This is a genomic window from Prevotella pectinovora, from assembly GCF_041323955.1.
In the GTDB taxonomy this organism is placed as follows: domain Bacteria; phylum Bacteroidota; class Bacteroidia; order Bacteroidales; family Bacteroidaceae; genus Prevotella; species Prevotella pectinovora.
In genome coordinates, this window is sequence record NZ_JBGLIV010000001.1 from 529,778 (window position 1) to 549,591 (window position 19,814).

The following is a 19,814-nucleotide window of genomic DNA, read 5'->3' on the forward strand; positions in this document are numbered from 1 at the left end:
GAAGCCGAAGAGGAAGCGAGCTCTGCTGAGGAGCAACTCGCCAGCAATAGGTTTCTGCATCACACTGAAATAGTGGTATGGGCGTTGTCTTTCGGGGCAGCGCCCATTATTTTAGGAGATGCTGTATGGCTAAGAAAAACCTATCAGCTGCCTGTGGCAGCAGGTCTGTTCCATGGATTGCACCAACACCTTTTTTGTTCTCCAACTTCTGTATGTACCGTTTCGGGAGTCTTGTATCCAATGCTCATATGCGGACGTTCTGTATTATAGAAACGTATGATACGAGTCAGTTCTTCCTTACAATTCTCTATTGACGGTATGCTCATCTTGTAGAGCCATTCTGTTTTGATGATGCCATTGGCGCGTTCTGCAATGGCATTTTCGAGAGGATCACCGCTTTGGGTCATGCTTATCATTATATTATGTGCCTTTAGCTCCTTAACGTATGCAGCACTACAGTACTGGCTTCCTCTATCAGAATGATGGATGAGACGGGATGCTGTTTCATCGTCAATTGTTGCCAGTGCCATACGCAGTGCCTCCAATGGGTATATGGTTTCCAAGGTCGGTCCTACTGCCCATCCCACAATCTTATGAGAATAGGCATCCGTGATAAGCGACAAGTAACACACACCCTCAGTTGTTTCTATGTACGTTATGTCACTGACCCATATTTCGTTAGGTCGCATGGGAACCACATCCTTTATCAAGTTGTCATACTTGTGGTAATGATGACTGGAGTCAGTTGTCTTGTAGTGACGACGTCTTTTCAACTGCACCATCAATCCATTGGCACGGAGCAATTCTATGAACGCATCTCGTCCAGGCATACGATCAGTGGATTCAAACAAGCGTTTGACGATGAGGTATAGTTTGGCACAACCAAGTCCAGGGTTATCCTTACGGTATTCTCTGGCCTTCTCCACTATCATGGTTTCTAAGGCATTATCGACAAAGTCATTGTCTGGATCTTCACGGTTGTAGAACGACTGTCTGCTATAACCAAACAGCCTGCAAAGGGTATTCATCGATGCTGGTGAAGACTCTTCGCGGAGCAGACTTACTGTTTGGTGCCAGATTTTTTTCTTATTGGAATATTGAATCGTTCTTCTGCAAGGTTAATCATTGTGTCGTAGGCATGGGCACGTAGTTTCTCTAGTTCTGCCTCTTTTCTTGCTTTCTTGAGCTCTGCTTTCAATTCTCTGATCTGCTCGTCTTTACTTTTGTTTGCCATAGTGTCATCGTTGTTCTCCTGCAAAGATACTAAACGATTTTCAGAAAGATAACGACCTACCCAAGAAAACAGCACCTGAATGTTGGAAATATGATGTTTCTCAACTAATTCCTCAGGCGTATTCTCGCCTTTAAGGAAATCAAGTGCAGCAAGTACTCGATCTTCTTCATCATGAATGTAGCGAGTGGATTCTACCCATACCCATTCATACTGACCTGTCGCTTCATTTAGGACACGATCTCTTTCACGTTTTACTTTTGTTCTCATACACTTTTGTTTTAGGCATCCAAAAGTGTCAAGTTTTTTTAGGGTAAGTCATCCTGACTATTCGTTACACGCAGGTCCGAGAGCGGCTATACTGTTGGCACAGACCTGACCACGGCACTCACCACATTGCAGGGCGATGGTATGGTTTATGGGAAATGGAACAAGGGCAAGAGTGAATGGTCTCTTTCGTATGATGTGAACGGATATAAATCCAAGGGGTCAAAGAGCAGCCAACTGGCAGAATACACCTTGACAGACGGCAGTATCTATACTATAGAACGAAACGATGTGGAGTCGCTTCGAAAATCCATTGCCCATGATGTGAAACTGACCTATAACTGGGCAGATACAACTGCCACCGTCTTTCAGACATCATTGAGCGGAGCGTTCAACGATGCCCCAGACGACTATAATATAAAGGAAATAGCAGACGGCGCCCGCCGATATAGAGCCACGAGCCGGGATGCAGACAAAAGCTATTCGCCGGTATTGGATATCTACTTCTTCCGTCAGATCACTCCACGGCAGTCAGTTACCGCCAATGCCGTGGGTACCTATATCTCCACTCAGACCAACAATTATTATGATGAGGGGAATCCATACCGGTATGATGTGGATGGTAAGACGGCTTCTCTTCTCGCTGAAATAATTTATGAGAACAGACTGAAGCCCTTCACGCTCTCGGCGGGAGGAAACTATAGTTACAAACACATCAAGAACGACTATTCCGGCGACGCTTCCTCTTTGACCAAGACGAGCAACAACCGCTTGTATGCCTTTGCTGAAATCAAGGGGACGATGCGGAAATTGCGCTACACGTTGGGAGCAGGAGCAAGCTATATCCATTACACTCAGAACGGTCATAGATATGACTTCCAGACATTCCATCCCAAGGTGTCGCTGACTTATGATATCAATAACAGCATGCAGCTGAGTTATACCTGTCAGATGCAAGACAAAGTGTCTCGCATCGCCATGACGAGCGATGTTATGGTCCGCACCAACAGTATGGAATGGACAGCAGGCAATCCCGACTTGAAGCCATCACACGATATGGACCATCGGTTGCAGTTCTCGTATAACACAAGCCGCTTGCAAACATTTGTAGAAGGCTACTACAAGCAATGCCTCAAACCGAATATGGCACATTATGAACGCACCGCCGACAACCAATTCATATATACCCAGAAAAACCAGAAGGAGATAGACGTTTTGAATGTCATGGCATACGCAGGCTATTGGATATTGCCCGAAAAACTACAGGTTGCCGCCAATGGAGGTGTGTCCAGATGCTTCAATTTCGGCAACGACTATACACATTGCTACACCTCGTGGTTTTATGCTTGCAGCATCACGGCTTACCTCGGCAACATCACTTTGCAGGGATATGCAGATAACGGCAACCGCTTTCTGGAGGGCGAGTCGAAAGGCTACAACGCAGCCTATTCGGTTCTGAAAGCATCATACACATGGCGCAACTGGCAATTCTCGTTGTCGTGGGCGAATCCCTTGAACAACAACTACAAGGCATACGAAAACGAGTTGCTCAACCGCAATCTCTATAAGCATACAGTAGGCTATTCAAAGGGCAACGGCAATCAGGTGTCTCTGAATGTGTCTTGGCGATTGAGCAGAGGCAGCAAGCATAATTCGGCAGAGAAGAGAATAAGTCTGAGTGATGCGGATAATGGTATACTGTGATTGACAAAGTGATATTATTCTGACCGATTGGGGCTGCAGCCAGAAATGAATTGCGAACCTATGCGCCGGATATGCTCAGGCGAACTCCAGATTGAGCAGTTCGCCGAGTTTCCCGACGGCATCATTCTCTTTGCAGAGCTTCAGGTAAAACTCCTTGGGGGAGAGAATACGCTTTATCTCCTCAGGACGAGCCAGACGCAGCGACAGTTCTATATCATCGTTGCGGAGCTTCTGCACGAGAGTGTTACGAACGCGGTTCTTTATTTTCTGCACGTCCTCCAGCAGCATCTTGTTGTCTATCACCACTTCAACCTTGGGGAACTCCGTGATGACAGGCGTGAGGTTTCTCATTCGCTTCGACGTGCCCAGCATGTTGGGAGGCATACGGTTGCACATCAGCAGCCATTGCTGCAGGAGCATGTCGTCGTCGAAAGTCTCGTGCAGTCCGGTGGTAGCCTTCTGCTCCGGTTCCATTTCGTAAGTCGGTTTTTCCGGTCCTTTCATCAGATTGCCGAAAGACTTTCCTATCGACCCTAATTTCAGTGCCGGTCTGTGTTGAGGCTGTGTTACCGGCTGTGTGGCAGATACCGTAGAAGCGTTGCCCGGCGTAGCCGTGACTTGTGAAGATGCTGACGGAGCATTGTCTGGTGAGGACACAGCCACTCCCTGCACAGCTTTGTTCTCACCAGGCTGTGCTTGCGACGCAGCGGCAGCCACCTGCTGGACTGCCGTGTGGCGCTGCGCCGAGGCTATGAGTTTCTTGAACAGGCTTTTCAGTCGCTTGGGGCTGCGCCCCGCGACGCCGTCTTCGTCGGGCTGTGTTATCTGTGCCACGCGGATGAGCGTTATCTCCACGAGCAGTCGCTTGTTGCTGCTCTGGCGATAGTTGATGTCGCATTCGTTGAGGATCTTCAGTGCCGAATACAAGAACTTGGTAGGACATTTCTGTGCCTGCTCCTTGTATTTCTGAGCCTGTGCCTCGCTTGTCTGCAGCAGCGGCAATGTCTGCGTGTCCTTCGCCATCAGCACGTTGCGCACGTGGCTTGCCAGTCCGCCGATGATGTTGCCACCGTCGAAGCCTCTGGCGATGACGTTGTTGAGCAACACCATCACTTCAGCAGCCTTGTTCTCCATACATAAGTCTATGATGCGGAAATAATTGTCAGAGTCGAGCACGTTGAGGTCTTCAATCACCTTGGCGTAAGTGATGTCGCCCTGACAGAAGCTCGCTGCCTGGTCGAACACCGAGAGGGCGTCTCTCATTCCGCCGTCAGCCTTTTCGGCTATCACGTTGAGAGCCTCTTCCTCATATTTTATCCCCTCCTTCTCAGCCACCATCTTCAGATGGTTCACGATGCCCGGCACCGTCATGCGCTCGAAGTCGTAAATCTGGCAGCGCGACAGGATGGTGGGCAGAATCTTGTGCTTCTCCGTTGTCGCGAGGATGAAGATGACGTGTGCCGGCGGTTCTTCGAGAGTCTTCAGAAAGGCATTGAAAGCTTGTGTGGAGAGCATGTGCACCTCGTCGATGATGAACACCTTATAGCGTCCCACCTGGGGCGGGATGCGGGTCTGGTCCATCAGCGCCTTGATGTTTTCCACCGAGTTGTTGCTTGCCGCATCGAGCTCAAAGATGTTGTATGAACGCTGTTCATTGAACGCCTTGCAGCTTTCGCATTCGTTGCAGGCCTCACCGTCGGCAGTGGGGTGCTGGCAGTTTATCGCCTTGGCGAAGATGCGGGCGCATGTGGTCTTACCCACGCCCCTCGGTCCGCAGAACAGGTAGGCATGGGCGAGCTTTCCGCTTCTCACCGCATTTTTCAGAGTGGTGGTGAGAGCCGACTGTCCCACGACGGAGTCGAACGACATGGGGCGGTATTTTCGTGCCGAAACAATGTATTCTTCCATAAATAAATATAAGATTTCGCTTATTTTCTTGCAAAGATAATGTAATTTCGTTCAATTGAGCTATCTTTGCACGAAAATTATGATACACTAATTCTATAAAATAAAACAAAGACAATGAGTCGCATCAACCCTCTGTGGAGATTTATGTCGCACAACATTTATTGGATAACAACGATAATTGGTGTGCTCATCGTTGCCGTGCTCGACGAGAACAGCTTCCTGACCCGCATGAAATATGACATGCAGATAAGCGACCTGGAGGAACAGATCGATGAATACAACAGTCAGTATGAGCGCGACGACCAGAAACTGAAGGAACTTCGCCGCAATCCAAGGGCTATCACCAAGATTGCACGCGAGAACTATATGATGAAGGCCGACGACGAGGATATCTTCGTGTTGAGCGACGACGAGAAACAAGAAACAAGCAAGAATGAAACAGCTGAATAGAACGCAAAGCGCCATGATGCTCATAGGAGCATGCCTGATGGTGGTGGGAGCTGCTCTCTATGTTTTTGGAGAGCAGACCGTGGCACCCTGTATCTTCACTCCAGGCACACTGATGTTCGCCGCCATGCAGTATATGCAGAAATATACCGGTACCGACGTCACAATGCGCCGACTGAGAAGAATCATGCTCACCGGAGCTGCATTCTTCATCATCTCAGCGCTGCTGATGGTGGAGAACGCATATCACGTGGTATTCCCTCTGTTTGCAAAGACAATCAACGGATACACATCATACGTAAAGTACATCCACAACAACTGGGTGGTGACTCTGCTGGTGGCTGCCGTGCTCCAGCTCTATTCCACACACCGCATCTCATCTGAGCTCCAGAAGAACAAACAGCGTGAGGCATAAGCGGCATGGACTTGCAGCGTTGGCGTGGAAATGACAAACATGCGGATGCTGTGTCGTAAAGACTAAAAAAAGCTAAAAACAGGGAACCTTGTTTTAAATAGAATAAACATATTTCCATACATCCGTAATACGACTTACATTTGTATGGAATTTCAAAAACAGATATGAATAAGATATTTTACTCTCTCATCGTTGCCGTGGCAATGATACTCACATCTTGTGCCGGAACATACGATATCAAGGGCACATCCAACGTGTCGGTGCTCGACGGCAAGATGCTATACCTGAAGCAATATCATGACAGCGACCTGAAGAACATTGATTCTTGCGACGTCGTTCACGGACAGTTCGGCTTCAATGGAAGACTCGACTCCGTAAGGATGGTGACACTCTTTATAGACGACGAGAACATAATGCCTGTAGTCCTGGAGTCAGGAAGCATCAACGTGAAGATTGACAATGGATCGCAGAAGGTGAGCGGCACGCCGCTCAACGACAAACTCTCTGAATTCATTGAGAAATACAACCAGCTCGAGATGCAGATGAACGACCTCGCACACAAGCAGAGCCAGGCGATAATGAACGGTGAGGACGAGAATACCATAAACCAGAAACTCGCAATCGAAGCGCAGCAGATCACTCAGAAGGAGGACAAGCTCATCACATCATTCATCTGCGACAACTTCGACAACGTGCTCGGTCCCGGAGTGTTCTTCATGATGACTATGGGATACCCGATACCGGAACTCTCGCCATGGATAGAAGACATCATGAGCAAGGCGACGGACCACTTCAAGAACGATGCCTACGTGAGGGACTACTATCAGAAGGCACAGCAGAACCAGGAAATATTGAACGGCATGGCAACGCCAGACGGACCGGCTCCGCAGCCGGCGGCAGGACCACAACCCACCGATGCTCCACAGCAGCCGATGGACGGACCTACGCCAAACCAGTTGGCACAGCCTGCTGAATAACTCCATAAGCCAAGGCTGGTCCTGAGAGGTAAAGATTCTTCAGGACAGGCCGTAAACTTTTATACCTTACTTGAATAATGAAGACATTGATTACAGGAGCTACGGTCGTGAACGAGGGAATGGCAGTCAAGGCAGACATTCTGATTGAAGACGACCGAATAGTAAGCATACTGAGCAATGGCGAAACACCCCGGGACAACTACGACGAAACAGTAGATGCCACGGGGTGTTTCGTATTGCCGGGAGTGATAGACGACCATGTGCATTTCCGTGACCCCGGACTGACACACAAGGCAGACATGCAGACGGAAAGCAGGGCAGCGGCATACGGAGGAGTGACGACATATTTCGACATGCCTAACACCAAACCTCAGACCACCACACTTGCCGACCTTGAAGATAAACTCGATATGGCACGGCAGAAGAGTCACGTGAACTATTCCTTCTTCATAGGAGCTACAAACGACAATATCGACCAGCTGCTGAAGGTGGATACAAATAAGGTGCCGGGAGTGAAACTCTTCATGGGATCGTCAACGGGAAACATGCTCGTTGACCGTGAGGAGGCGTTGCGGCAGATGTTCACCAAGGTGAAACTTCCGATAATGACACATTGTGAAGACACCGGCATCATCAACCGGAACATGGCTGAGGCAAAGAAGAAATGGGGCGAAGACCCCGATATCTGCCACCATCCGGAGATAAGGTCGGTTGAGGCATGCTGGCAATCCACAGAACTCGCCGTGAAACTGGCTAAGGAGAGCGGAGCGCGACTCCATGTGGCACATCTCACCACGGAGAAGGAGCTGGAGCTCTTTGAGAAATATTCAGAGAAGGAAGTGCTTGCCGCTGCGGGCAGCGACGGATTCCCCAAGATTACGGCAGAGGCTGTGGTGGCACATCTTGTATTCACCGATGCCGACTACAAGACTCTTGGAGCAAGGATAAAATGCAATCCGGCAGTGAAAACCGCCGCCGACCGCGATGCCCTGCGTGCCGCTCTTACAGACGGACGCATCGCTGTGGTGGGGACAGACCATGCTCCACATCTGCTGGAAGAGAAACAGGGTGGTTGCCAGAATGCCATGTCGGGAATGCCGATGCTTCAGTTCTCGCTCGTCACGATGCTCTCGCTCGTAGACCAGGGTGTGCTGACGGTGGAGAGAGTGGCAGAGCTGATGAGCCACAATCCGGCAAAGCTCTTCGGAGTGAAAGACCGCGGATTCCTGCGTCCGGGCTACAAGGCAGACATCGTGGTGGTGCGTCCAGGTGTGAAATGGACGTTGACAAGCGAAGACATACAGAGCAAGTGCAAGTGGAGTCCGTTGGAGGGCAAAACCTTCGGATGGAAGGTGGAGCATACCTTCTGCAACGGTCACCATATATATGATAATGGAAAGTTCGACGACTCGGTGCATGGCGAACAGGTGGAGTTCGACCATTCTTCCATCTAATAACGAAATAGAATAATGATAGTAAAAATACTGATTCCCATACTGCTGCTTCTGCTGGTTTCCGATGTTTACGTATATCTGCATTTCCTTCGCTACATGAAGCGCAACAAGATAGCAGCCATTACAGCTTGGGCGGCACAAAGCGTGGCGATGGTGGCATATAGCGTGGTGATGGCAGTTCAGCCGGATTTCGCTCCGGCAGACATGGATTGTCTCAACTTCTATCTCCTGCTCCTCGGAGTATGGGCAGTGCCGAAGTTCGTCTTCACGGTCTGCTCCATCCTGGGATGGGGACATTGCGTCTATCACAAGACAAAGACAAACTGGGGCAACTATGCAGGAATTCTGGCAGGGGTCTTCTTGTCTGTCGTTTGCGTATATGGTTTCACCAAGGGATTCAACAAAGTGACGGTGCGCCATGTCACCTTCGAGTCGGCAGATCTGCCAGAGGCTTTCGATGGCTACCGTATCGTGCAGTTCAGCGATGCCCACGTGGGTACATATACAGGACAGAGGGCTTTCATGCTGAAAGTCGTGGCAGACAGCATCAACAGTCAGAAGGCAGACATGATAGCCTTTACCGGAGACTTGCAGAATATGCGCCCTTCAGAACTCTATCAACACGAGAAGACCCTCGCTTCCCTCAAAGCGAAAGATGGCGTGTTCTCCGTGCTTGGCAACCACGACTATGCCTATTATGTAAAGGCAACCGAAGCAGAGCGGCGTCATAACTGTCAGGAGATGAAGGATGTGCAGCGCAGGATGGGCTGGAAACTGTTGCTCAACGACAACTGTGTGATACGTCGCGGCAACGACTCTATCGTTGTGGCTGGAATGGAGTTCGAGGGCGAGAGTCCGAGAGTGCCGAGTTTCGGCAACTTGAAGAAGACCCTCCATGGCGTCAATCAGAAAGGTGCGTTCATACTCATGCTTCAGCATGATCCGACAAGTTGGCGCACCGACATACTACCGCATTCCACTTCTCAGCTGACGCTCAGCGGACATACCCATGCCGGACAGATGAAGTTCTTCGGGTGGTCGCCAGCCTCACTGAAGTATGACGAATGGGGAGGGTTCTACACCGAGGGCAGACGATCCATCAACGTGAGCTGCGGTGTGGGAGGTTTCGTCCCATTCAGACTTGGATGTCCTGGCGAGATAGTAGTCATAGAGCTGAAAAAGCATAAATGATATTTGTGCAAATAGTGTTCTTATTGTTAAAAAAGATATAATATTCCGATGCCTTAAATAAGGTTTCGGAATATTTTTTTATCTTTGTAGCGATAAAAAATATCCCCACAATTATGATAGTATCAGTATTAGTTATAATCAGCATCTCGGTTTCCGTATTCTTCTGCATAAAGTAGAATACCGATCAGTTTCGTGTCTGAAACAGGAGACCCGTTTAATGAAGTCTGACGCTTGACGGCGTTTGACTTCAAGTATACCATTCTATGGTTTTGGAATGGCAGTGTTGGCAGGTGCTTGCAGAAAATCATAAGTCCAACACTCTGACTTCCGCATTTGCCATCTTCTGCACATCCTTCATTTCCTTGTTGTAATAAACAGCCTGTATAGCCTTGTTTATTATTCCATGTCCAACGGCAAGGACTGTCTGTCCGGGATATTCTCGCTTTATCAACTCAAGAAAATCCCGTGCCCTCGCCTTCAGCGTGTCGAGAGATTCCACATCGTCAGGCCACACTTCGTCTTTCAGGTCTGGGATATATCGTCCGGTGAAGCTTCCCCAGTCGCGTTCTCTCAGCAGTGGAGTGGTGCGCACATCCGCATGATGCGGTTCGGCGATAATCCGGCAGGTGTCTATAGACCTCTTCAGATCGCTCGACACGAAAGCGTCGAAATGCTTCTCGGCCAGTTTCTTTGCCACTTCCTTCGCCTGTTCTATGCCGTGGTCGTTGAGTCTGCCCGGTGTCTGTCCCTGCATTATCTTATTGGCGTTGTCGTAGGTTTCGCCATGCCTTGTGAGATATAGTCTTGTCATATTCCAAATGTTCTTTCTGTTTCTTCCGCAAAGATAACGCAAACCAAATGCATAATGAAATAAATGCATTTATTTCTTATGCTGAGGTGCAGCTTATCTTATGTAAAGATAGGAAAATAAAATAGAATAGCCGTAATGTAGTGCCCTTAGTGTCGTTTTATGTGCCGTTTTTTTTAGCTTTGCATCGTGCGTAGATGATGTCATAGCTTCATGACATTATCCATGTCAACGGTGATTGCCATTGGCATGATGGTTACAAAACGCCCAGTGCCGACGTCTTTGTTAATAAAGAGGGCAGTCTCCTATATATGCCCACTTTAAGAATCAGGAAATAAGAAACCACATTACACTAAATGAAGAAACTACTATTTTCAGCAGCCGCTGCCATGATGCTTGTCCCAAGGGCAGGCATGGCGACGGACATTTTCGTTTCGACCTCGTTTCATGAACCCGCCAACGAAGGACTGCGCTTCATCTATAGCCGCGACGGCATACATTGGGACAGTATTCCCGGCACCTTCCTCAAGCCGGAGGTAGGCACGCAGAAGGTGATGCGTGACCCGTCGATAGTGAAAGGTCCCGACGGCACATACCATTTCGTGTGGACCTGTAGCTGGAGAGGCGACAGAGGGTTCGGATACTCATCGTCGAAGGATTTGATACACTGGACACCGGAGCGTTTCATCGAAGTGATGAAAGACACGACCACCGTCAATGTGTGGGCGCCGGAACTCTTCTACGACGACGTGAAGAAGCAGTATATGATAATATGGGCATCCTGCATACCGGGAAAATTCCCCGACGGTATAGAGGAACACAAGAACAACCACCGTCTGTACTACTGCACTACAAAAGACTTCAATACTTTCTCTGAGACCAAACTCCTTATCGATCCCGGTTTCAGTTGTATCGACGCTACGATGGTGAAAAAGGGAAAAGACGACTATGTGATGGTGCTGAAAGACAATACCCGCAAGCAGCGCAACATCAAGGTGGCATTCTCAAAGACACCCTACGGTCCGTGGAGTGAGGCTTCAGAACCATTCACACCGATGTATAGCGAAGGTCCGTCTACGGCATACGTCAACGGATGGTGGTATATATATTACGACTGGTATCGCCAGTTTATCTATGGCGCACAGCGCACGAAGGATTTCAAACACTTCCAGGACCAGACGGGAGCCGTTTCCTTCCCAGACGGTCATAAACACGGCACCGTGTTCATGGCACCGGAGGAACTTGTGGAGAACCTTATAAAATACAACAGCAGTGCCGTTCACTACACTGGCAACGACATTTCCCTGCCATCGCGCCATGACGGCGGACTCTCCCCCGTGGTGGGAGTGCATAGCATACAGACCATGCGTGCCGAAAAGGGAGCCACATACAACCACCAGCCGATGATTGCATACTGGAAGGGAAAGTTCTATATGCACTATCTCACTGACCCACGCAGCGAGCACGAGCCGCCAGGAGTCACCATGCTGCAGACCTCTACTGACGGATACACATGGACGGACCCAGTAAAGCTGTTCCCTGAATACAAAGTGCCCGACGGCTTTGAAAAGCCTGAAAAATATCCGGGCCTGAAGGCAAAGGATCTTATGGCAATCATGCACCAGAGAGTGGGGTGGTATGTATCGAAGAAGACGGGCAAGCTCCTGGCTATGGGCAACTACGTAGTGTCGATGACACCGAAAGACAACCCCACCGACGGCAACGGCATCGGCAGAGTGGTGAGGGAGATAAAGAGCGACGGCACCTTCGGCTCCGTATACTTCATCTACTACAACCACGGTTTCAATGCCGGCAACACAGACTTCCCGTACTACAAGAAATCCAAAGACAAAGCCTTCGTCAAGGCTTGCGACGAACTGCTCGCCGACCCGATGGCACGCATGCAGTGGGCTGAAGAGGCTGACCGCGGCGATGACATACTGCCGCTGAAGACACCATATAAGGCATTCTCAGGCTACACGCTGCCAAACGGATGGAAGGTGGGACTCTGGAAACACGGCCTTACCACCATCAGCTGTGATGGCGGCAACACATGGCGCACTCCGGCAAAGCGCGCTCATGGCTTCGTGACATCCACAGGAAAGATTTGGGGACAGAGGCTCTCCGACGGAACTTATGCCACGGTATATAATCCTGCGGAATACAGATGGCCACTTGCCATCTCGCTGAGTGCCGACGGACTGGAATATACTACGCTGAATCTTGTCAACGGAGAGATAACCCCAGAGCGCCATGGCGGTAACTACAAGAACTACGGTCCGCAATACACCCGTGGCATCCAGGAGGGCAACGGCACTCCGGCAGACGGAAACATGTGGATCACCTACAGTAACAATAAGGAGGACATGTGGGTTTCGCGCATTACAGTGCCTGTACAGACTGCGGCAACATCTCATGCCGATACAGACTTCTCCGCATATTCAAAGCTTGCAGATATGGCAGACTGGAACATCTATTCTCCAAAGTGGGCACCTGTCGCTCTCGATGGGAAATGGTTGAAGCTGTCAGACAAAGACCCTTACGACTATGCCAAGGTGGAACGTATGATACCTGCCACAAAGGAGCTTACCGTAGAGTTTGATGTCCAGGCAGCACAGAACGGTCACGGAGAGCTTGATGTGGAGTTTGTCGACGCCAAAGGTCAGGCTTGCTCCCGTATAGTGCTCGACTCTCTCGGAGTGATGAAGGTGAAGGGCGGTCCGCGTTTCGGTACCATGCTCAAGAACTATAAGGCAGGAGAAACCTATCGTGTGAAGGCTGTTCTCTCTACCGACATGCATGCCGGCACATATTATATCAACGGCAAGAAAGTGTGTCAGCGCCAGTTCGACACTCCTGTGGAGGCAATAACAAGGGTGGTGTTCCGCACCGGTCCGCTCTTTGCAGAGCCAAACAACGAGACTCCGGCAGACCAGTATTTCGACATGCCGCGTGCCGACGAGTCGGATCCCGTGGCTACATTCTCTATTGCAAATGTGAAGACCTACGCTGCTGATGCTGACGGGCAGGCTGCTGTGCTGAAGTTCGACGACTACAAACACTACATCGACTACTTCAATTCGATGGAGGACGAGAACATCGCCAACGCTATCCCCAACAGCAAGGCGGCGGAATGGATGAGCAAGAACGTGCCGCTCTTCGACTGTCCGCAGGATAATTTCCGTGAGATGTATTACTACCGCTGGTGGACTCTGCGCAAACATATCAAGCGCACCCCAGTGGGCTATGGTATGACGGAATTCCTCGTGCAGCGTTCGTATGCCGACCGCTACAACCTCATTGCCTGTGCCATCGGCCACCACGTGATGGAGACCCGATGGCTGCGCGACACAACATACATCAACCAGATTCTCAACACCTGGTATCATGGCAACGACGGCAAGGCGATGCAGAAGATGGATAAATTCAGCTCCTGGAATCCTGCCGCAGTGTATGAGGCTTATAAGGTGAACGGCAACAGGTCGTTTGTCGACTCTCTGAAGCCTTCGCTCGAAGAGGAGTATGCTCGTTGGCAGAAGACCCACCGTCTTGACAACGGACTCTACTGGCAGGAGGATGTGCGCGACGGAATGGAAGAGAGTGCCAGCGGAGGTAGAAGGAAAAAGTTTGCGCGTCCTACGATAAACAGCTATATGTATGGCAACGCCATGGCGCTTGCAGAGATGAACAAGCTTGCCGGCGATGAGGCTAAAGCTGCAGAATACAGCAAGGAGGCTGCAGAACTGAAAGAGCTTGTGGAGAACAAGCTTTGGAACGGCAAACATGAGTTCTTTGAAACGTTGCAGACCGACACTCTCGCAAATGTACGCGAGGCTATAGGCTTCATTCCGTGGTATTTCAATATGCCTGACAACAAAAAGTATGATGCCGCGTGGAAGCAGGTTACCGACGAGAAAGGCTTCTCTGCCCCTTACGGTCTTACCACCTGTGAGCGTCGCTCGCCGCTCTTCCGCACCCATGGAACGGGCACCTGCGAATGGGACGGTGCCGTATGGCCTTTCGCCACGAGTCAGACGCTGACGGCAATGGCAAACTATATCAACAACTACTCGGAGCCTATTGTAGGCAGCAACGAGTTCTTCCATGATATGGAGGTGTATGTAGAAAGCCAGCACCATCGCGGCAGACCATATATCGGTGAGTATCTCGATGAGACAAACGGTGTATGGCTCATGGGTGACCGTGAGCGCAGCCGCTACTACAACCACTCTACCTTCAACGACCTGATGATAACTGGCATCATAGGCTTGCGTCCGCAGGCTGACGGCAGCATTATCGTCAATCCGCTTGTGCCGGAAGGAAAATGGGATTATTTCTGTCTTGACAACGTGATGTATCACAGCAAGAACATCTCCGTGGTCTACGACAAGACCGGTTCTCACTATCGCCACGGCAAGGGTCTCATCCTGCTTGTCAACGGCAAGAAGGTGGCACAGCGGGACACGCTCGGAAAACTTGAATATAAATTATAGTTATCGTTATTCACAATAAAATCGGAGCGCTTGTAGTTCTCTATAAAACAAAGAGAATTCCGGGCTCTCCGATTTCTTGTATTAAAATCAAAAAATAATCATGAAGAGAAATTCAATTCTTATAGCAGCCCTGTTTGCCGGCACAGTTTGCCAGGCACAGACTTTTGAGACGAAATATGCACGTCCGCTTGGTGATGTGCTCAATGACGTGGCAAAGCGTTTCGACGTTAGACTGAAGTTCAATGTAGACACCGCCGGACTGAAACTCGACTATGCCGACTTCCGTGTTCGTCCGTATTCTCTGGAGGAGACGTTTGACAATATCCTGAAGCCCTTCGACTTTTATGCCCTCAAGCAGAAGGGCAACCTCTATAAGATAAAGAAATATGAATATCCGCGCCGTCAGGCTTCCGACGGATGGAAACTCCTGCCGTATCTCGCTTCCAAATATAGCGACCGGGCGTCATGGGAGCTGCGTCGCGACTCACTGCGTCGTGAGGTGCGCCAGCGTCTCGGCATCGACCCGTTGCTCGCCCGCTGTTCCAAGGAGAAGCCTCTTGTGTCGAAAATAAGGAAATACGACGGATATACCGTTCAGAACTTCTGTATGAAGACGGTTGGCGGACATACCGTGAAGGGATCAATATATACTCCTGCCACCAAGGGCAAGCATCCGCTTATCATCTGCCCCAACGGACATTTCGTCAACGGCAGATATGGCACCGTGCAGCAGCAGCGTCTTGCCACACTCGCCCGTATGGGAGCCATCTGTGTGGATTATGACCTGTGGGGATGGGGCGAATCAGAAGATGAAGTGGGGGCAAAGGCCCATCAGACAGCCGAGGCTCATCAGATGCAGGCCCTCAACGGCATACGCATCCTCGACTGGATGATAAACCGCAAGGATGTAGACAAGACGAGAGTGGGAGTGAACGGTGGTTCGGGAGGCGGCACACAGACCGTACTTCTCACAGCTCTCGACGACCGCTATACGGCTGCCAATCCGGTGGTGAGCCTCTCGTCGTGGTTTGATGGCGGCTGTCCCTGCGAGAGCGGCATGCCGATACAGCTCGCTGGCGGCGGCACGTGTAATGCAGAAATAGCAGCCATGTTCGCTCCGAAACCGATGATGCTCGTAAGCGATGGCGGCGACTGGACCTCTACCACTCCCGAACTGGAATATCCCTATCTGCAGCGCATCTATGGATTCTATGGCAAGAAGGAGAATATAAGCAATGTCCATCTGCCGAATGAGCGTCATGACTTCGGTCCGAACAAGCGCAATGCCGTTTATGATTTCTTCATCAAGACCTTCCGTCTCGATGCCTCTAAACTCGACGAGAGTAAGGTGACGATAGAAAAAGAAGAACAGTTGAAGTTTGGAAATAAATGAGTAGACGAGTAAACAAGTGGACGGGTAAACGAGTTGACAAGTAGATATGTCCTTATCAGATAGACCATCGGCAGGCCATAGAAATTTCTTTGTCAACTTGTTTACCCGTCCACTTGTTTACTCGTCAACTCGTCTACTATTTAGTATATCCCAGCGACAACACGCTCAGAGCCTTTGCGCCGCCTTTGAGAAGTTCCTTTCCGCATTCCATTATCGTGGAACCCGTAGTCACCACATCGTCAATGATAAGCACATGCTTGTCTCTTATTTTCTTTGCGTCGCGTAGCGCAAAAGCATTCTCCACATTCTCCCTCCTTTCATATCCCCTGAGTCTTGTCTGCGACCCATTGTAGACTGTCCTCTCCACCGCCTTGTCTGCGATGGGGATTCCCGTAGCCTCACTTATTCCGAGCGCCAGATGATAACTCTGGTTGTAACCTCTTTCCCGCTTTCGCTTTTTCGTTATCGGGATAGGCACAATCACGTCGATGCCGTCGAAGAATCCCGCTTCACCGCATTCCCTTGCCATTATGTGTCCCATGTCTTCAGCCACATCCCATCTTCCCTCATATTTCATTTTCAGCATTATGCCCGACGATGGCGAGTGGGGCAGATAATAGAACAGTGCCGCAGCCTTCTCTATCGGCATCAGTCCCCAGAAACACTGTGCCATCTCATTGTCGTATGGAGAGGAGCAGAATGCGGTGCGCGGCAGATGCAGGTTGCACGCCATGCAGATGGAGTCTTCGGTTATGCCGAGCCTCTCATGACACACGGTGCAGAGCCTTGGCATCATGAGGTCGAAAATGCGTCTTGGAAAACTTATTCTCACTTGCATGTCGTTATCGTATTTTTTTTTCTGCTATGCTGATTGCTATAATATCTCCAGCGCTATGGCAGCGCAGGCTTCAGCATCTGCCAGGGCATGATGATGGTTTGTCAGGTCATAACCGCAGCGGGCGGCGATGATGTCGAGGTTGTGCCTGCCTTTTGGCCATACCCGGCGTGATGCTATGCAGGTGCAGAAGAACGGGTAGTCGGGGTAGTCCATCTGGTATACGCGGAACACGGCTTTCAGACAACTCTCGTCGAACGCCTTGTTGTGGGCAACGAGGGGCAGTCCGGCAATCTTCGGCTCTATCTGCTTCCACACTTCGGGAAAGACAGGAGCATCTTCTGTGTCGGCAGCGCACAGACCATGCACCCGCATGCACACATAACTGTAGTATTCTGGTTCGGGTTTGATTAGCGAGTAGAACTTGTCCACTATCTCACCGCCCCTGACTATCACGATGCCCACAGAGCAGACCGATGATCGCTCGCTGTTGGCAGTCTCGAAATCTATTGCTGCAAAATCCTGCATTCTTATCAGTTTTATATTATTGTCAACATCCCCTTGTTCTCTGGGATATTGCAAAAATACACAATTTCTCAGTCATATAAGCATCTCTGTTTGTTTTCTCTCTAAAAAATATTTTGATGGGCTTGACTCCTGTCTGGGAGAAAAATGTTGTTGAAATGTGTTATTCAAGCAGAATATTATGATGGTGTGAACAAAGAAGATACACCAGAGCAATATCTTTTCAGTCGAAACGTTATCTATATGAATGTAATGATAGGGGTGATGGAGAATAAAATTTTTGCAAATAACGGTTCTTCTATCGTCCTATATACGACAGACGATGGCAACACCCAACTTGAAGTAAAGTTGGAGAAAGATACCGTGTGGCTTACACAAAGTCAGATGGCTGAATTGTTCGGAAGAGACCGTACTGTACGCGCCATATAAGAAACATCTTCAAGTAGGGTGAATTGGATGAAAATATCACATGTGCAAAATTTGCACATATGGGTACAGACCAAGATCAAACTTATGAAACAAATTCTGCCCATCAGGGGCAAGGTGCTTGCCCATGTTGGGTAAGCAGCGTTCCCACTTGGGGCAAGCATCGTGCCCGTTTTCCGAAGATTTACTGTGCTTGCCCATGGTTGATTTTTTTATTTTCAGCAAATTAGCCAAATGGGAGATATGTCGCATTAAACGTATGAAAATTTCCTTATGCCATGTTTTTTGTATACTTTTGCCAAACGATAGGCAAGGAAGAGAATACAAGTGATATGAGAATAGAAGAAATACTGGCTATGGAAATTGGCGACAGACAGTTCTGCCGTACTGAGATACAGGCTGACGATGTGGAACGGGTGCTCCGGGCAGCGCTCCTTGCCACTTGTGGCAAGGGAGGGAACTCTGTGGAGCTATACCCCGTTGAAGACCCGCATCTGCTGGAACGTCTTGCAGATGCCAGAGACCATGGTGCGGAATGCATCGCTCAGGCACCGATGGCAGTGGCAGTGGTTGCCGACCGTCTCTATGATGGGGCGTGGGTGGAAAACTGTTCTGCTGTAGTGTGGACGATGTGTGCGCAGGCGGCAGAAAGGCAACTGGCTTACCATTCGGTGCAGATAAGAGGCTATCAGCTCACCGACGGCACCATGTCTGACGAGGTGGTGAGAGGAATACTCGACATTCCGGAGAGCAAGACGGTGTATGCGGTGGTGGCGATAGGCACTGCTGATAAACCTGCGTCACAGGCAGAAATAGATGATGACCAGCTCGAGTGGCAGCGAATACATATAGGTTGACTCTTCTGCTGCATGGCAAACAGGAAAATTTGCCAACCCCAAATCATAACGCAACGAAAAAATACAAGGACAGGATATGAAGATAGTTTTTGTGGGGGCAGGAAATCTTGCCACCAACGTGGCCAGGGCGTTGAAAGACGCCGGTCATGAGATAACACAGGTGTATAGTCGCACACAGGCGTCTGCCGATGCACTTGCCTCTCAGGTGGGGGCAGAAGCGGTGTCAGACCTTGACGATGTGGCAAGAGAAGCCGATATATATATAGTGTCGGTGAAAGACGGGGCGCTCAGCGATGTGGTGGCACGATTGTGCGACGGCAGCCGCCGTGGACTCTTCGTCCATACGGCAGGCAGCATCCCGATGAGCATCTTCGATGGACATGCCGGCCGCTACGGAGTGTTCTATCCCATGCAGTCGTTTTCAAAGCAGCGACAGGTGGATTTCACCGACGTTTCCATCTTCGTTGAGGCGCGCTATGAGAGCGACCTGCGGTTGCTCACAGACCTCGGCAGCAGTCTCTCGCAGCATGTCATGCAGCTGGATTCGGAAGGCCGCAAACATCTGCACCTGGCGGCAGTCTTCGCCTGCAACTTCGTGAACCACTGCTACGACCTCGCTTCAGAAGTCCTCGACAGATACGGCATCCCCTTCAGTTCGATGCTGCCGCTCATCGACGAGACGGCGGGCAAGGTGCATAGCATGTCGCCGAAGTCAGCCCAGACCGGTCCTGCCATCCGCTACGACGAGAATGTGATAGGTATGCAGAGCAGGATGCTCGCCTACGACGACCGCATCAGGCAGATATACGACATCATGAGCAAGAGCATTCATGAGAGAAACGAGAAGTGATGCCGGAGGTGACGCCCGCTTGGAGGTTTGCCC

The 19,814-nt window shown here is 50.0% G+C and carries 16 protein-coding genes and 2 pseudogenes; 12 read left to right on the forward strand and 6 right to left on the reverse strand.

Annotated features, from left to right (window positions below):
• Positions 1–143 precede the first annotated feature (143 nt).
• Together ACDC99_RS02030 and ACDC99_RS02035 are read right to left on the reverse strand one after the other, a co-directional pair.
• Positions 144–1,028, reverse strand: coding sequence for an IS3 family transposase (locus ACDC99_RS02030; protein WP_042517742.1), 885 nt, complete (start codon positions 1,026–1,028; stop codon positions 144–146).
• Between the two features lie 32 nt (positions 1,029–1,060).
• Positions 1,061–1,501: a hypothetical protein gene (locus ACDC99_RS02035; protein WP_052484576.1), complete on the reverse strand. Its 441-nt coding sequence runs from the start codon at positions 1,499–1,501 to the stop codon at positions 1,061–1,063.
• Positions 1,502–1,642: 141 nt separating this feature from the next.
• Between ACDC99_RS02035 and ACDC99_RS02040 the strand changes: the two genes are divergently transcribed.
• A complete protein-coding gene (locus tag ACDC99_RS02040; protein ID WP_370755634.1) occupies positions 1,643–3,202 on the forward strand; it encodes a TonB-dependent receptor in 1,560 nt (519 codons plus the stop codon).
• 75 nt (positions 3,203–3,277) lie between these two features.
• Here ACDC99_RS02040 and ACDC99_RS02045 read toward each other — a convergent pair whose 3' ends face one another.
• Positions 3,278–5,110: a DNA polymerase III subunit gamma/tau gene (locus tag ACDC99_RS02045; RefSeq protein ID WP_370755636.1), complete on the reverse strand. Its 1,833-nt coding sequence runs from the start codon at positions 5,108–5,110 to the stop codon at positions 3,278–3,280.
• Positions 5,111–5,224: 114 nt separating this feature from the next.
• Between ACDC99_RS02045 and ACDC99_RS02050 the strand changes: the two genes are divergently transcribed.
• From ACDC99_RS02050 to ACDC99_RS02070, 5 genes are all read left to right on the forward strand, one after another.
• Positions 5,225–5,560, forward strand: a complete 336-nt coding sequence (locus ACDC99_RS02050; protein WP_042520063.1) for an FtsB family cell division protein — start codon at positions 5,225–5,227, stop codon at positions 5,558–5,560.
• The gene (locus ACDC99_RS02055) at positions 5,544–5,972 is read left to right on the forward strand and encodes a hypothetical protein (protein ID WP_022316125.1); all 429 of its coding nucleotides are present in this window, start codon (positions 5,544–5,546) and stop codon (positions 5,970–5,972) included. Before ACDC99_RS02050 ends, ACDC99_RS02055 begins: the two co-directional genes overlap by 17 nt.
• A gap of 164 nt (positions 5,973–6,136) precedes the next feature.
• Positions 6,137–6,949, forward strand: a complete 813-nt coding sequence (locus ACDC99_RS02060) for a DUF4369 domain-containing protein (RefSeq protein WP_370755638.1) — start codon at positions 6,137–6,139, stop codon at positions 6,947–6,949.
• A gap of 77 nt (positions 6,950–7,026) precedes the next feature.
• A complete protein-coding gene (locus ACDC99_RS02065) occupies positions 7,027–8,403 on the forward strand; it encodes a dihydroorotase (RefSeq protein WP_370755640.1) in 1,377 nt (458 codons plus the stop codon).
• 15 nt (positions 8,404–8,418) lie between these two features.
• Positions 8,419–9,594, forward strand: coding sequence for a metallophosphoesterase (locus ACDC99_RS02070; protein ID WP_370755642.1), 1,176 nt, complete (start codon positions 8,419–8,421; stop codon positions 9,592–9,594).
• A 304-nt stretch (positions 9,595–9,898) separates the two neighbouring features.
• Here the strand turns inward: ACDC99_RS02070 and ACDC99_RS02075 are convergent, their stop codons facing one another.
• A complete protein-coding gene (locus ACDC99_RS02075) occupies positions 9,899–10,405 on the reverse strand; it encodes a histidine phosphatase family protein (protein ID WP_370755644.1) in 507 nt (168 codons plus the stop codon).
• 353 nt (positions 10,406–10,758) lie between these two features.
• Between ACDC99_RS02075 and ACDC99_RS02080 the strand changes: the two are divergent.
• The 3 genes and pseudogenes from ACDC99_RS02080 to ACDC99_RS02090 form a co-directional block, all read left to right on the forward strand.
• A pseudogene (locus tag ACDC99_RS02080) lies at positions 10,759–11,664 on the forward strand (glycoside hydrolase family 43 protein); the annotation flags it as partial.
• Positions 11,647–14,895: an MGH1-like glycoside hydrolase domain-containing protein gene (locus ACDC99_RS02085; RefSeq protein ID WP_370756898.1), complete on the forward strand. Its 3,249-nt coding sequence runs from the start codon at positions 11,647–11,649 to the stop codon at positions 14,893–14,895. The pseudogene ACDC99_RS02080 and the gene ACDC99_RS02085, both read left to right, overlap by 18 nt.
• A gap of 100 nt (positions 14,896–14,995) precedes the next feature.
• A pseudogene (locus ACDC99_RS02090) lies at positions 14,996–16,285 on the forward strand (alpha/beta hydrolase family protein); the annotation flags it as partial.
• Positions 16,286–16,424: 139 nt separating this feature from the next.
• On the opposite strand, the gene ACDC99_RS02095 reads toward ACDC99_RS02090, so the two are convergent.
• Positions 16,425–17,126: a ComF family protein gene (locus tag ACDC99_RS02095; RefSeq protein ID WP_022316139.1), complete on the reverse strand. Its 702-nt coding sequence runs from the start codon at positions 17,124–17,126 to the stop codon at positions 16,425–16,427.
• A 36-nt stretch (positions 17,127–17,162) separates the two neighbouring features.
• On the reverse strand, positions 17,163–17,651 hold the full coding sequence (locus ACDC99_RS02100) for a 3'-5' exonuclease (RefSeq protein WP_022316140.1): 489 nt from the start codon (positions 17,649–17,651) through the stop codon (positions 17,163–17,165).
• Between the two features lie 240 nt (positions 17,652–17,891).
• Here ACDC99_RS02100 and ACDC99_RS02105 point away from each other — a divergent pair, with 240 nt between their 5' ends.
• From ACDC99_RS02105 to ACDC99_RS02115, 3 genes are all read left to right on the forward strand, one after another.
• Positions 17,892–18,077: a hypothetical protein gene (locus tag ACDC99_RS02105; protein ID WP_370755647.1), complete on the forward strand. Its 186-nt coding sequence runs from the start codon at positions 17,892–17,894 to the stop codon at positions 18,075–18,077.
• Positions 18,078–18,406: 329 nt separating this feature from the next.
• Positions 18,407–18,931 (forward strand): nitroreductase family protein, encoded by a 525-nt coding sequence (locus ACDC99_RS02110; protein WP_330071856.1) that lies wholly within the window; start codon positions 18,407–18,409, stop codon positions 18,929–18,931.
• A gap of 61 nt (positions 18,932–18,992) precedes the next feature.
• On the forward strand, positions 18,993–19,781 hold the full coding sequence (locus ACDC99_RS02115; RefSeq protein ID WP_370756900.1) for a Rossmann-like and DUF2520 domain-containing protein: 789 nt from the start codon (positions 18,993–18,995) through the stop codon (positions 19,779–19,781).
• The last annotated feature ends 33 nt before the right edge of the window (positions 19,782–19,814 follow it).

Excerpts from the sequence above, each read along its gene's own strand:
- ACDC99_RS02030 (WP_042517742.1), bottom strand. The coding sequence starts at position 1,028 with ATGAATACCCTTTGCAGGCTGTTTGGTTATAGCAGACAGTCGTTCTAC.
- ACDC99_RS02035 (WP_052484576.1), bottom strand. The coding sequence starts at position 1,501 with ATGAGAACAAAAGTAAAACGTGAAAGAGATCGTGTCCTAAATGAAGCG.
- ACDC99_RS02040 (WP_370755634.1), top strand. The coding sequence starts at position 1,643 with ATGGTTTATGGGAAATGGAACAAGGGCAAGAGTGAATGGTCTCTTTCG.
- ACDC99_RS02045 (WP_370755636.1), bottom strand. The coding sequence starts at position 5,110 with ATGGAAGAATACATTGTTTCGGCACGAAAATACCGCCCCATGTCGTTC.
- ACDC99_RS02050 (WP_042520063.1), top strand. The coding sequence starts at position 5,225 with ATGAGTCGCATCAACCCTCTGTGGAGATTTATGTCGCACAACATTTAT.
- ACDC99_RS02055 (WP_022316125.1), top strand. The coding sequence starts at position 5,544 with ATGAAACAGCTGAATAGAACGCAAAGCGCCATGATGCTCATAGGAGCA.
- ACDC99_RS02060 (WP_370755638.1), top strand. The coding sequence starts at position 6,137 with ATGAATAAGATATTTTACTCTCTCATCGTTGCCGTGGCAATGATACTC.
- ACDC99_RS02065 (WP_370755640.1), top strand. The coding sequence starts at position 7,027 with ATGAAGACATTGATTACAGGAGCTACGGTCGTGAACGAGGGAATGGCA.
- ACDC99_RS02070 (WP_370755642.1), top strand. The coding sequence starts at position 8,419 with ATGATAGTAAAAATACTGATTCCCATACTGCTGCTTCTGCTGGTTTCC.
- ACDC99_RS02075 (WP_370755644.1), bottom strand. The coding sequence starts at position 10,405 with ATGACAAGACTATATCTCACAAGGCATGGCGAAACCTACGACAACGCC.
- ACDC99_RS02095 (WP_022316139.1), bottom strand. The coding sequence starts at position 17,126 with ATGCAAGTGAGAATAAGTTTTCCAAGACGCATTTTCGACCTCATGATG.
- ACDC99_RS02100 (WP_022316140.1), bottom strand. The coding sequence starts at position 17,651 with ATGCAGGATTTTGCAGCAATAGATTTCGAGACTGCCAACAGCGAGCGA.
- ACDC99_RS02105 (WP_370755647.1), top strand. The coding sequence starts at position 17,892 with ATGAATGTAATGATAGGGGTGATGGAGAATAAAATTTTTGCAAATAAC.
- ACDC99_RS02110 (WP_330071856.1), top strand. The coding sequence starts at position 18,407 with ATGAGAATAGAAGAAATACTGGCTATGGAAATTGGCGACAGACAGTTC.